This is a genomic window from Cryobacterium sp. M96, assembly GCF_002929845.1.
Taxonomy (GTDB): Bacteria; Actinomycetota; Actinomycetes; order Actinomycetales; family Microbacteriaceae; genus Cryobacterium; species Cryobacterium sandaracinum.
Genome location: NZ_PJJS01000049.1, coordinates 50,808 through 62,606, shown reverse-complemented (window position 1 = coordinate 62,606; position 11,799 = coordinate 50,808). Strand labels below are relative to the sequence as shown.

At 65.4% G+C, this 11,799-nt stretch carries 14 protein-coding genes; 13 read left to right on the top strand and 1 reads right to left on the bottom strand.

All coding sequences use genetic code 11. The features are described from left to right. Nucleotides 1–138: 138 nt before the first annotated feature. The 10 genes from CXY79_RS09815 (at nucleotide 139) to CXY79_RS09770 (ending at nucleotide 7,644) form a co-directional block, all read left to right on the top strand. Nucleotides 139–1,614, top strand: coding sequence for a PTS mannitol transporter subunit IICB (locus tag CXY79_RS09815; RefSeq protein ID WP_104100949.1), 1,476 nt, complete (start codon nucleotides 139–141; stop codon nucleotides 1,612–1,614). Beyond that, entirely contained in the window at nucleotides 1,611–2,051 is a 441-nt protein-coding gene (locus CXY79_RS09810; protein ID WP_104100948.1) for a PTS sugar transporter subunit IIA, read from the top strand. The genes CXY79_RS09815 and CXY79_RS09810 overlap by 4 nt, the downstream gene beginning before the upstream one ends. Next, nucleotides 2,048–3,199, top strand: coding sequence for a mannitol-1-phosphate 5-dehydrogenase (locus tag CXY79_RS09805; RefSeq protein WP_104100947.1), 1,152 nt, complete (start codon nucleotides 2,048–2,050; stop codon nucleotides 3,197–3,199). The genes CXY79_RS09810 and CXY79_RS09805 overlap by 4 nt, the downstream gene beginning before the upstream one ends. Nucleotides 3,200–3,354: 155 nt before the next feature. Then, the gene (infA, locus tag CXY79_RS09800; protein ID WP_055965022.1) at nucleotides 3,355–3,576 is read left to right on the top strand and encodes a translation initiation factor IF-1; all 222 of its coding nucleotides are present in this window, start codon (nucleotides 3,355–3,357) and stop codon (nucleotides 3,574–3,576) included. Between the two features lie 66 nt (nucleotides 3,577–3,642). Beyond that, a complete protein-coding gene (gene rpmJ, locus CXY79_RS09795) occupies nucleotides 3,643–3,756 on the top strand; it encodes a 50S ribosomal protein L36 (protein ID WP_035834639.1) in 114 nt (37 codons plus the stop codon). Nucleotides 3,757–3,907: 151 nt separating this feature from the next. After that, nucleotides 3,908–4,282, top strand: a complete 375-nt coding sequence (rpsM, locus tag CXY79_RS09790) for a 30S ribosomal protein S13 (protein WP_104100946.1) — start codon at nucleotides 3,908–3,910, stop codon at nucleotides 4,280–4,282. Between the two features lie 44 nt (nucleotides 4,283–4,326). Then, entirely contained in the window at nucleotides 4,327–4,725 is a 399-nt protein-coding gene (gene rpsK, locus CXY79_RS09785) for a 30S ribosomal protein S11 (RefSeq protein ID WP_022883249.1), read from the top strand. A 184-nt stretch (nucleotides 4,726–4,909) separates the two neighbouring features. Next, the gene (locus CXY79_RS09780; RefSeq protein WP_104100945.1) at nucleotides 4,910–5,899 is read left to right on the top strand and encodes a DNA-directed RNA polymerase subunit alpha; all 990 of its coding nucleotides are present in this window, start codon (nucleotides 4,910–4,912) and stop codon (nucleotides 5,897–5,899) included. 46 nt (nucleotides 5,900–5,945) lie between these two features. Next, nucleotides 5,946–6,461: a 50S ribosomal protein L17 gene (rplQ, locus tag CXY79_RS09775; protein WP_104100944.1), complete on the top strand. Its 516-nt coding sequence runs from the start codon at nucleotides 5,946–5,948 to the stop codon at nucleotides 6,459–6,461. Nucleotides 6,462–6,591: 130 nt separating this feature from the next. Continuing rightward, nucleotides 6,592–7,644, top strand: a complete 1,053-nt coding sequence (locus CXY79_RS09770) for a GNAT family N-acetyltransferase (RefSeq protein ID WP_104100943.1) — start codon at nucleotides 6,592–6,594, stop codon at nucleotides 7,642–7,644. Between the two features lie 55 nt (nucleotides 7,645–7,699). Here CXY79_RS09770 and CXY79_RS09765 read toward each other — a convergent pair whose 3' ends face one another. Then, nucleotides 7,700–9,616, bottom strand: a complete 1,917-nt coding sequence (locus tag CXY79_RS09765) for an acyltransferase family protein (RefSeq protein WP_233191401.1) — start codon at nucleotides 9,614–9,616, stop codon at nucleotides 7,700–7,702. A 190-nt stretch (nucleotides 9,617–9,806) separates the two neighbouring features. On the opposite strand from CXY79_RS09765, the gene CXY79_RS09760 reads away from it, so the two are divergent. The 3 genes from CXY79_RS09760 to rpsI all read left to right on the top strand — a co-directional run bounded on the left by CXY79_RS09760 (nucleotide 9,807) and on the right by rpsI (nucleotide 11,791). Next, entirely contained in the window at nucleotides 9,807–10,640 is an 834-nt protein-coding gene (locus CXY79_RS09760) for a tRNA pseudouridine(38-40) synthase TruA (protein ID WP_104100941.1), read from the top strand. A gap of 169 nt (nucleotides 10,641–10,809) precedes the next feature. Beyond that, entirely contained in the window at nucleotides 10,810–11,256 is a 447-nt protein-coding gene (rplM, locus tag CXY79_RS09755; protein WP_104100940.1) for a 50S ribosomal protein L13, read from the top strand. Nucleotides 11,257–11,305: 49 nt separating this feature from the next. Beyond that, a complete protein-coding gene (gene rpsI, locus CXY79_RS09750; RefSeq protein WP_104100939.1) occupies nucleotides 11,306–11,791 on the top strand; it encodes a 30S ribosomal protein S9 in 486 nt (161 codons plus the stop codon). Nucleotides 11,792–11,799 lie beyond the last annotated feature (8 nt).

Sequence of the window (11,799 nt, the reverse complement as noted above, 5' to 3'; positions counted from 1 at the left end):
CCGGCCGGATCTCTGCCACGAGATTTCCGGGGGTGCGGAAAAGTCTCTGGTGGCCCCGCACGACCACCTTGGTCAGACTTGAATAAGTCGCAACGTGACGGGGCAACTCCTCATCGCATCCCTACGAAAGGCAGAGAAATGACGACGACGTCAGCTACCAAAACCAAGAGCGGAGGAACCCGTGTGCACGTTCAGCGCTTCGGAACCTTCCTCAGCGGAATGGTCATGCCCAACATCCCTGCATTCATCGCGTGGGGATTGATCACCGCATTCTTCATTCCGACCGGTTGGACCCCGAACGCGACCTTGGAAACGCTCGTCGGACCGATGATCGTGTACTTGCTGCCGCTCCTGATCGCCAACACCGGTGGCCGGATGGTCTACGGAACGCGTGGTGCGGTCATCGCCTCGATCGCGACCATGGGTGTCATCGTGGGCAGCGAGATCCCGATGTTCATCGGCGCCATGATCGTCGGCCCGGGATCGGCGTACCTCCTGAAGAAGCTTGACAGCCTCTGGGCCGGCAAGATCAAGCCCGGGTTCGAGATGCTGGTCGACAACTTCGCGTCCGGCATCCTCGGAATGATCCTCGCGCTGGGTGCGTTCTTCGGAATCGCCCCGCTCGTGACCGGGATCAGCAATTTCCTCGAGATGATCGTCGACTGGCTCGTCTCCAACAGCCTGCTGCCCATCGCCAGCATCTTCATCGAGCCCGGCAAGATCCTGTTCCTCAACAACGCCATCAACCATGGCGTGCTCACGCCGATCGGTGTGCAGCAGGTTGCTGAAAACGGCCAGTCGGTGCTGTTCCTGCTGGAGGCGAACCCCGGCCCCGGCTTGGGCATCCTGCTCGCCTTCTCCTTCTTCGGAGTCGGCATCGCACGGGCAAGCGCACCGGGCGCCATCATCATCCACTTCTTCGGCGGCATCCACGAGATCTACTTCCCGTACGTGCTGATGAAGCCGGCACTGCTCCTCGCCGCAGTCGGCGGCGGCATGACCGGTGTCGCCATCAACGTGGCCTTCGCAACCGGCCTGCGCGCCCCAGCCTCACCCGGCAGCATCATCGCTATCCTGATCCAGACCGCCCCGGGTAGCTACGTCGGCGTCATCCTCTCCGTCATCGGCGCAGCCACGGTGTCATTCCTGATCGCAGCCGTCATCCTCCGTGCTAGCCGCAAGCGCGACCTGACCGCCGGCGATACCGGTGACATGGCCGAGGCCATCGCCAAGACCGAAGCGAACAAGGGCAAGGCCAGCACCATCCTCGGCGGCCTCGGAGCCTCCGGCACTTCGGCCACCGCCGCTCGCCGTGTCAAGAACATCATCTTCGCGTGCGACGCCGGAATGGGCTCCAGCGCCATGGGCGCTTCGGTGCTGCGTAACAAGATCAAGAAGGCCGGTCTCGACGGCATCACCGTGACCAACCAGGCGATCGCGAACCTCGACGGCACGGCCGACCTAATCATCACGCACCAGGACCTGACCGCCCGGGCCCAGTCGAAGTCTCCTGACTCGACGCATGTCTCGGTCGAGAATTTCATGAACAGCCCGAAATACGATGACGTCGTCGCCCTGATTCAGGGCCAGGCGGCCGAGGAGGTAGCGCGATGACCGACCGCATTCTGGAACTGGGCAACGTCGTGGCCGCGGGGTCGGCCACCACGAAGCTCGACGCAATCCGTGAGGCCGGCGCCCTGCTCGTCACCGCAGGCGCCGTGCGCGAAAACTACGTCGACTCGATGTTCGACCGCGAAGCCAGCGTGTCGACCTATATGGGAAATTTCCTGGCGATCCCGCACGGGACCAACGACGCCAAGGAGTCGATCGTCCGGTCGGCCCTGTCGCTCGTGCGTTACGCCGAACCGATCGATTGGAACGGCCAGCAGGTGCGTTTCGCCGTCGGGATCGCGGGGCTCAACAATGAGCACCTCGAAATCCTGCAGAAGATCGCGATCGTCTTCTCGGACGAGGACGAAGTGCAGAAATTGATTGACGCCGTCACAGCAGAGGACATCTTCATGCTCCTCGAGGAGGTAAACGCAGAATGAAGGCCATTCACTTCGGTGCAGGGAACATCGGCCGCGGATTTGTCGGCCTCCTGCTTCACGATGCCGGATACGAGGTTGTCTTCGCCGATGTGAATGTCTCCCTGATCGACGCTTTGCAGGCTGCCGGCAGCTACGCCGTGCACGAGGCAGGGGAAGTGTCGACCACCCGCGTGGTCGACACTTTCCGGGCCATCAACAGCGCCACGGATGAGGCCGCACTGATCGACGAGATCGCGACGGCCGATATCGTCACCACCGCGGTCGGCCCCACCGTCCTCCGCTTCGTGGCACCGGTCATCGCGGCCGGACTGGGGCGGCGGTCGGCCGAGTTGCCGCCCCTGGCCGTGATGGCGTGCGAGAACGCCATCAACGCCACGGATGTCCTCGCCGAACAGCTCTGGGCCAACGTGCCGGAGCCGGAGCGAGCGGCTGTGGCCGAGCGCGTCGTCTTCGCCAACACGGCAGTCGACCGCATCGTGCCCGGCCAGGCCGAGAGCGACGGCATCGACGTAACCGTCGAGGCCTTCTACGAGTGGGTCATCGAGCAGGGCGCCTTCAACGGCGCCGTGCCGGTCATCCCGGGTGCGACTTTCGTCGACAATCTCGCGCCGTATATCGAGCGCAAGCTGTTCACGGTGAACACCGGACACGCGACCGTCGCCTACCTCGGCGGTGTCGCCGGGGCTTCCAAGATCTCCGACGCGCTCCTGGTGCCGGCGGTGCTGGACGGCGTCCGAGCGGTACTCGAGGAAACCTCGGCCCTGCTCCTGGCCAAGCACGGCCTCGACGTAGACGCCCAGCGCGCCTACCGGGAGAAGATCCTGGTGCGCTTCGCCAACCCGTCCCTGCCCGACACGGTAGAGCGCGTCGGCCGCCAGCCGCTGCGCAAGCTCAGCCGCCACGAACGGTTCATCGGCCCTGCCGCCGAGATCGCCGAACACGGCACTCGCCCGGTCGCGCTGCTCGCAGCCGTCGAAGCCGCACTCCGGTTCGACGTCGCCGACGATGAGCAGAGCGCCCTGCTGCAACGGATGCTGCGCGACGAGACAGCCGAATCGTTCACCGCGTCGGTGTGCGGTCTGGACGTCGCGCATCCGCTGTTCGCCGACGTGGTCCTGGTCGTGGCCGCGGTGCAGAAGGCCCTCTGAGCGGAGAATCCCGCGAAGGATTATAGGGAAGAATTGCCAAAAGGCAACTCCGTACCATAGAGTAAATCCTTGGTGCCTTGTGCGCACGTATGCGGCGTATCAGTGCACCACAATCCACGCACGACCAGCAATCAATACCCTAGCGATAGTGAGTTATGGCCAAAAAAGACGGTGTCATCGAAATCGAGGGCGCGGTAGTCGAAGCTCTTCCCAACGCGATGTTTCGCGTCGAGTTGAGCAACGGCCACAAAGTTCTTGCCCACATTTCAGGCAAGATGCGTCAGCACTACATCCGCATTCTCCCGGAGGATCGTGTGATCGTGGAGCTGAGCCCGTACGACCTGACTCGCGGCCGGATCGTTTACCGCTACAAGTAGAGAGTGCTGTAAGTAACGGCCCGAGGCGTTCCTGGGGTACGAAGACAGCGAATACAAGGACACACCATGAAGGTCAAGCCCAGCGTCAAGAAGATCTGCGACAAGTGCAAGGTCATCCGCCGTAATGGCAACGTGATGGTCATCTGCGAGAACCCTCGTCACAAGCAGCGTCAGGGCTGATCTCGACAGGCTCGATCACGGTCGAGTCGGTCGAGATGCAACTGAATACAGAAAATAGCAGTGCCGGGAACCCTTCGGGGGGACACCATCGGTTGGAGGCCGATGAACAGGCACTGTCACAGACCTCCACTCATATACAGGAGAAGCCACAATGGCACGTCTAGCCGGCGTTGATATTCCTCGCGATAAGCGCGTGGAAGTTGCACTGACTTACATCTTTGGTGTTGGCCGCACGAGGGCACTCAAGACCCTCGCCGACACTGAAATCGATGGAAACATCCGAGTCAAGGACCTGAGTGACGAGCAGCTCGTCGCCCTCCGTGACTACATCGAAGGAACCTTCAAGGTTGAGGGTGACCTCCGCCGTGAGGTTGCCGCTGACATCCGCCGCAAGGTCGAGATCGGCAGCTACGAGGGCATCCGCCACCGCAAGGGCCTGCCCGTTCGTGGCCAGCGCACCAAGACCAACGCTCGCACCCGCAAGGGCCCGAAGCGCACCGTAGCCGGCAAGAAGAAGGCGCGCTAGGCCTCGGCCTGGCCCGTCTCGCCTTTAGGATTCAGGAGAAATTCATGGCAGCACCAAAGTCGGCCGTTCGGAAGCCGCGCAAGAAAGAAAAGAAGAACGTCGCTGTGGGCCAGGCCCACATCAAGAGCACCTTCAACAACACCATCGTCTCGATCACTGACACCACCGGTGCGGTCATCAGCTGGGCGTCCTCGGGTGGAGTCGGCTTCAAGGGTTCGCGCAAGTCGACCCCGTTCGCCGCGCAGCTGGCTGCCGAGTCGGCTGCCCGCCAGGCGCAGGAGCACGGCATGAAGAAGGTTGACGTCTTCGTCAAGGGACCGGGATCGGGCCGCGAGACCGCGATCCGTTCGCTCCAGGCCGCCGGCCTCGAGGTCGGTTCGATCAACGACGTCACCCCCCAGGCGCACAACGGATGCCGTCCGCCCAAGCGTCGTCGCGTCTAACCAACCGGCATCTCGCCATCGGCCGGGCCCGTCACAAGACGGGCCCGGCTGTGGCGGGTCGTGGGGCATCACCCCTCCCTCGTTCGACGATGTGCTCGATTGTCGGGCTTGTCGAGAGACACACAACTCAAAACCTCGCCACGCAAGTGTCATATAGCGGACACTTAGCCGAAAGGAATCAACAGTGCTTATTGCACAGCGCCCCACGCTCACCGAAGAGAACATCTCGGAGTTCCGATCCAGGTTCGTCATCGAACCTCTTGAGCCTGGTTTCGGTTACACCCTCGGCAACTCGATGCGCCGCACCCTCCTGTCATCGATCCCCGGAGCCGCTGTCACCAGCATCCGGATCGACGGTGTGCTGCACGAGTTCAGCACCGTTCCCGGTGTCAAGGAAGACGTCACCGAGATCATCCTCAACATCAAGGGCCTCGTCATCTCCAGCGAGCACGACGAGCCCATCACCGCGTACCTGCGCAAGCAGGGTGCCGGCCAGGTCACGGCCGCCGACATCTCGGCTCCGGCCGGTGTCGAGGTGCACAACCCCGAGCTGGTCATCGCCACGCTGAACGACAAGGCCAAGTTCGAACTCGAACTGACCATCGAACGCGGCCGCGGCTACGTGTCGGCCACCCAGAACCGCAACGAGTACTCTGAGGCCGGCCAGATTCCGGTTGACTCGATCTACTCGCCCGTGCTCAAGGTGACCTACCGTGTCGAGGCAACTCGTGCCGGTGAGCGCACCGACTTCGACCGCCTCGTCGTTGACGTGGAGACCAAGTCGGCCATTTCGCCTCGCGACGCCATCGCATCCGCCGGTCGTACGCTGACCGAGTTGTTCGGTCTGGCCCGTGAGCTGAACACCGCCGCCGAGGGCATCGAAATCGGCCCCGCGCCGGTCGATGTCGTGCTGTCGACCGAGCTGTCGATTCCGATCGAAGACCTCGATCTGTCGGTTCGCTCGTACAACTGCCTCAAGCGCGAGGGCATCAACAACGTCAGCGAACTGGTCGCCCTCTCGGAGACCCAGCTGATGAACATCCGCAACTTCGGACAGAAGTCGGTGGATGAGGTCAAGGACAAGCTCGTTGAGCTCGGACTGTCCCTGAAGGACTCGGTGCCCGGATTCGACGGCGCCCACTTCTACAGCGGCTACGACGAAGAAACCATCTAAAGCAGTCGTTCAGACTGACTTTCGACTTTGATACTGGAGATAACCAATGCCTACCCCCACTAAGGGAGCCCGCCTCGGAGGCGGACCGGCCCACGAGCGCCTCATGCTCGCCAACCTGGCCGCATCCCTATTCACCCACAAGTCCATCAAGACGACCGAGACGCGCGCCAAGCGCCTGCGTCCGGTCGCCGAGCGACTGATCACCTTCGCAAAGAAGGGTGACCTGCACGCCCGTCGTCGCGTGCTTGCCACTATCGGCGACAAGACCGTCGTGCACGAGCTCTTCACCGAGATCGCACCTCAGGTTGCCCTTCGTGAGGGCGGTTACACCCGCATTACGAAGCTCGGCTTCCGCAAGGGCGACAACGCTTCGATGGTACAGATGGAGCTCGTTCTCGAGCCCGTCACCCCGAAGGTCAAGCGCTCCTTCGCCAAGGCTGCTTCCAAGCCCGCCGCGGCAGCGCCCGATGCCGAGGCTCCGGCCGAGGTCGTCGTCGAGGATGCTGCTGTCGAAGCTGACGTCGTCGAGGATGATGTCGCTGCCGCCGAGGAATCCAAGTAAGCACTCTGCGCTGTATCGGCTCAGCTGAATCGCTGTGTTGAATTGAGAGGGGCCCGACTTCGGTCGGGCCCCTCTCTGTGCCCCGGCGACGGGCTAGCACCCTCGCGGGGCCCCGGTTACAATATTGGCCATGGAACGCCTGAGCGGAACCCAGAATCAGGGCCCGCGTCGGCGTGCAGCCCCGCCGCTCGACGCGCCGGGGCCCGCCCACCCTGAGATCGCCCGGTGGCGTCCGGCAACGGTGTCGGACGCCGACGACCTGTGGCAGTTCACTTGCGCGGTCGGCAAGGCGGACCATCCGTACCACCTGACGACGCGGGAGGGAATCGAGCGGGACTTCGGTCTGTCGTACTTCCATCCGGAGCGGGATTCCCTGATCGGGTTCGCCGCCGACGGCACCCTCGTGGCGATGGGGATGGTGATGGCGCCGCCGGGCGAGACGCTGGCCCGCGCGATCCTGGTCGGCGGGGTGCACCCCGACTACCGCGGACGCGGAATCGGCCGCGAGCTGCTCGCGTGGCAGCTGGGCCGGGCCGAGCAGCAGCTCGCCACCGACGATCCCTCGGTTCCACGCTGGATCCTCGCCTACACCGAGGAGACCGCGTACCGCAGCACCCGTCTGTTCCGGCGCCTCGGCATGGAATGCGCCCGGTACTTCCAGTCCCTCGAGCGGCGCCTCGACGAGCTGATCCCCGAGATCGACCTTCCGGTTGACATCCGCGTCATCCGGTTTACCTCGGAGCTCTCTGCGGCCGTTCACGAAGCGCGCGACTCGTCGTTCCGGGATCACTGGGCCAGCCAGCCGATGAGCGACGATGCTTGGGACTCCTTCGTGACGAGTCGCAAATTCCGCCCCGACCTCTCATACCTGGCCCTCGCGGCCGGCCCCGACGGCACCCCGAAGGTCGTGGGCTTCACCCTGGCCACGGTCAACGAGGACGACTGGCTGAACCAGGGCTACACCGGCAGCCACGTCGACCTCGTCGGCGTCATCGACGGATGGCGGGGCAAACACATCGCGCGGACCCTGCTGGGCCTGCATTTGCATGCCGCACGCACCGAGGGTCTGGCCCGGGCGACCCTGGTCGTCGACTCCGAAAGTCCGACCGGCGCGCTGAACCTGTACCTCGGCATGGGTTTCACGCCCACCACCCGCAGTCTCGCCTTCACCATTGAGCTCTAGTCCCACCCGGGACCCGCACCCGCCGACCCGGCCGACCCGGCCGACCCGGCCTTGGTCACGGCAGCAGCGGCGGCCGGAAAGAGGGTGACCCGGCAGGGTCGGGCAGGCGATACGCCTCGAGGCCCGGCTGCGGCGGCGGCTCGGCGAGCCGTTCCAGAGCGGCCCGGATGACGTCGGCATAGATCCGACCGCCGGCCGGACCGGGATGGATGTTGTCGTTTGCGAGCACATCCGTGTGCGAGGCGATCGCCGTGCTCCAATCGGCCAGCTCGACCGTGCGGTGCCGGGCAGCGTACTCGGCCAGGCTGGCGTTGACCCCGGCCGTCCAGTCACGTTCGGCGAAGGCAGTGACCAGGATCAGCTCCCGGTCCGGGCCGATCACCGCGCGGATGGCCGCCAGCTGACTCGAACGGATCGGCCCGTTGGTGCCGAGGCCCACGACGACCACCGGCCGGAGCGTGCCGGCCTCGGCTTGGGTGGCCAGGATGTCGGGGGCAGCCCCCATGCCCCGTGAGACGGTGGCATCGATCGCGATCCCCGGGAAGCCGGCCTGCAGCTCGGGGGCCGAGGCGAGCATCACCGAGTCGCCCACGGCCGTGATCAGGTCCCCGGGCGCCGCGCGTTCAATGGCGCTGACGGCCGGCCGGGACGCGCGCCGTGCGTTCTGCACGGCCTGCCGCTGCGCAGCATCCAGTGCCTTCTGGCCGCGTTCGATCTCGCTCTGGGCGCTCGTCTGGGCGGGAGCGGTGAGCAGCGCCGCGGTCGTGCCGGTCGCCAGAAACAGCGCGGCGGCGCCGAACAGGCCGAACCAGACGAGCCTGCCGGGCATGCGGATCGTGCGCGCGCCGCTCGTGCCCTGCCGCAGGCGACGGATGCTGCCGCGCACCCCCTTCGTGCGCACGGGAAGTTCCAGCCAGCGGTACGATCCACCGGCCGCCAGCAGCGTCAGCGCGCCCGCCAGCACCCCGACTCCGATGCTCGTCAGCACGGTCGGCGACGCGGCGGCCGCCGGCCACGCCCCCTGGGCGAGCACGAGCACCGGCCAGTGCCACAGATAGATGCCGTAGGAGCGTTCACCCAGGTAGCGCAGCGGCGCGGTATCCAGCGCCTGGCCGAAGCCTGGCCCGCGCACGGCCGCCCAGATCACGACCGCGGTCAGCAGGCTCACCAGCATCAGTCCGCCTCGATAGGTCGCCAGGCCGGTGTCGGGCAGGGCGAACGCCGCCGCCAGAACCCCGGCCAGGGCGAGCCGACCCAGCCACGGCCGCCAGCGGTCGCGCAGGGCGGCGAGGCGGGGTGCCGTGCCGTCCGGGAGGCCCGAACGGCGCAGCAGCAGCGCGAGCGCGGCACCGGTGAAGAGCCCGAAGCTGTGCGTGTCCGAGCCGTAGTACACCCGGGTGGGGTCGGCGGGGTCGTACAGTAGCCCCATCCAGACGGCAGAGGCCAGGGCCAGGCCGGCGACGAGTGCCAGGCGAAGCCGGCCGCTCCTCACCAGCAGCAGGCCGAGGAGAGCGAACGGCCAGACCAGGTAGAACTGCTCCTCCACCGCCAGCGACCACAGGTTGCGGAACAGTTCCGGCGCCGTGGCGCTGAAGTAACTCGCCGACCCGGCGATCGATACCCAGTTGTAGCCGAAGGTGATCGCGCCGAGCAGCTGCCAGCCGAGGCCCACCAGCACGTCGCCGCCGATCAGCCAGGCGGCAGTGCACAGGATCAGCACCAGAGGGACCAGTGGCGGCACCAGGCGCAGCGCCCGCCGTTTCCAGAATCGACCGAGCGCGATCCGCGAGGTTTCGTCCCGTTCGGTGATGAGGAGGCCCGTGATCAGGAACCCGCTGATCACGAAGAAGACGTCGACCCCGATGAATCCGCCGGGAAGGACCGCGGGGAAGAAGTGGAACACCACGACCAGAACGACGGCGATGCCACGCAGGCCGTCGAGACCGGCCAGGCGTTTGGTGGGCACGTTCACGGAGTCCGGATGAGCGTCAGAGGGCGGGGGCGGCAGATTTTCATGACAGGTGGGGACCGAAGTCCGGGTTCTACGATATCCCGGACCGGACCGTACACTTACCTCCGTGATTCTTCCCCCGGCGCCCGACGAGACCCAAGCAGCGGGCACCACCCGGATCAGGCTCGACATCGCCTATGACGGCACCGGCATGAGCGGCTGGGCGACGCAGCCGGGCCTCCGCACCGTGCAGGGTCAGATCGAGGCCGGGCTGGCCGGCATCCTGCACAGCCACCCGCCGACCCCGATCCTGACCGTGGCCGGGAGAACGGATGCCGGTGTGCACGCGACCGGGCAGGTCGCCCACTTCGATCTGAACCCCGACCAGGCCGACGGCCTTGTGCGCATCTCCCGCGGCAAGGGGCGGCCCCCGACGCCCCTGGCGGTCATGGTGCAGCGGCGGCTCAGCGGCATCCTCGTCACCCAGCCCGAAATCGTGATCATATCCTCCGTGCTCGCCCCGCCCGGGTTCGACGCCCGGTTCTCCGCGCTTTACCGGCGCTACGAGTACCGGATCGCCGACTCCGTCGTCGGGCACGACCCGCTGCAGCGGTTCCGCACCACCTGGCACGGCTTCGCCCTCGACGTGGACGCTATGGACGCGGCTGCCGCGACGCTGATCGGCCTGCACGACTTCGCCACCTACTGCAAGCCGCGGCCCGGGGCCACCACGATCCGCACCCTGCAGGAGTTCCGCTGGTACCGCGATCCGGATGGTGTGCTCGTCGCATCCGTTCAGGCTGACGCCTTCTGCCACAGCATGGTGCGCGCGCTGGTCGGGGCCTGCGTCGCGGTGGGGGAGGGGCGGCTGTCCGGGGACCGCCTCGTCGACCTCCGGATCGAGCGGGCACGTACCAGCGAGTTCAAGGTGATGCCCGCCCAGGGTCTCACGCTGCTTGAGGTCGGCTATCCGGCCGACGAACTGCTCGCCCTGCGGGCCCGCGAAACGCGCGCGCGCCGGGAGCTCATCGACGACACCGAGTAATGGTTGAATTGCGCTGCCGGGCCGACGGCGTTAGTGTTATTCCTTGGTGTCTGTGCGTTGCAGCCAGACACACGAACGTGAGCCCTCCATCGATCGTGTTCCCTTTCTGGGAACACACCCGGAGCGGGATTCACGAACACCTCCGTTCGAACAAGAAAGCAGCTCAATAGTGACGCGCACTTACACTCCCAAGGCAAGCGAAGTCCAGCACGACTGGGTCGTCATCGACGCCACAGATATCGTGCTCGGTCGTCTTGCCAGCCACGCCGCCATTCTCCTTCGCGGGAAGCACAAGGCAACGTTCTCTCCCCACATGGATATGGGCGACTTCGTCATCATCATCAACGCCGAGAAGATTGCCCTTACCGGCAAGAAGCTCGACCTGAAGATGGCGTACCGCCACTCCGGTTACCCGGGCGGCCTCACGGCCACCAACTACTCGGAGATGCTCGAGAAGCACCCGACCCGCGCGGTCGAGAAGGCCATCCGTGGCATGCTGCCGAAGAACACGCTCGGCCGCGCCCAGCTGGCCAAGCTCAAGGTCTACGCCGGCCCGGAGCACCCGCACGCCGCGCAGCAGCCGAAGCCGTACACCCTCGCCCAGGTCGCTCAGTAGCGCCGGCCTCCAGACTTTTCGATTCTAAGAAAAAAGGATTCACACCATCGTGGCGAAAATCGCAGATCAGATTGACCAGGCTCCGGAGAGCTACTCGACCGAGACTCCGACCGAGACTGTAACCAAGGCGCCCCGCGCCATCCTCAATGTCCCCGGCGCAGCCGTCGGACGTCGCAAGCAGGCCATCGCCCGCGTGCGCATCGTCCCCGGCTCCGGCACGATCACCGTCAACGGCCGCGAATTCGGGGACTACTTCCCGAACAAGCTGCACCAGCAGCTCATCAACGACCCGTTCAAGGTGCTCGACCTCATCGGCAGCTACGACGTCATCGCCCGTATCACCGGTGGTGGCCCCTCCGGCCAGGCCGGTGCCCTGCGTCTCGGTATCGCGCGTTCGCTGAACCAGATCGACGAAGAGAACAACCGTGCCATCCTCAAGAAGGCCGGCTTCCTCAACCGTGACGCTCGCGTCAAGGAGCGTAAGAAGGCCGGACTCAAGAAGGCCCGTAAGGCTCCTCAGTTCTCCAAGCGTTAAGTCGATTG

Bases quoted from the DNA above. Each gene is read 5' to 3' on its own strand.
- CXY79_RS09760 (WP_104100941.1), top strand. From the start codon at position 9,807: ATGAGCGGCTGGGCGACGCAGCCGGGCCTCCGCACCGTGCAGGGTCAG.
- rpmJ (WP_035834639.1), top strand. From the start codon at position 3,643: ATGAAGGTCAAGCCCAGCGTCAAGAAGATCTGCGACAAGTGCAAGGTC.
- infA (WP_055965022.1), top strand. From the start codon at position 3,355: ATGGCCAAAAAAGACGGTGTCATCGAAATCGAGGGCGCGGTAGTCGAA.
- CXY79_RS09805 (WP_104100947.1), top strand. From the start codon at position 2,048: ATGAAGGCCATTCACTTCGGTGCAGGGAACATCGGCCGCGGATTTGTC.
- rpsM (WP_104100946.1), top strand. From the start codon at position 3,908: ATGGCACGTCTAGCCGGCGTTGATATTCCTCGCGATAAGCGCGTGGAA.
- CXY79_RS09810 (WP_104100948.1), top strand. From the start codon at position 1,611: ATGACCGACCGCATTCTGGAACTGGGCAACGTCGTGGCCGCGGGGTCG.
- rpsK (WP_022883249.1), top strand. From the start codon at position 4,327: ATGGCAGCACCAAAGTCGGCCGTTCGGAAGCCGCGCAAGAAAGAAAAG.
- rplQ (WP_104100944.1), top strand. From the start codon at position 5,946: ATGCCTACCCCCACTAAGGGAGCCCGCCTCGGAGGCGGACCGGCCCAC.
- CXY79_RS09770 (WP_104100943.1), top strand. From the start codon at position 6,592: ATGGAACGCCTGAGCGGAACCCAGAATCAGGGCCCGCGTCGGCGTGCA.
- CXY79_RS09815 (WP_104100949.1), top strand. From the start codon at position 139: ATGACGACGACGTCAGCTACCAAAACCAAGAGCGGAGGAACCCGTGTG.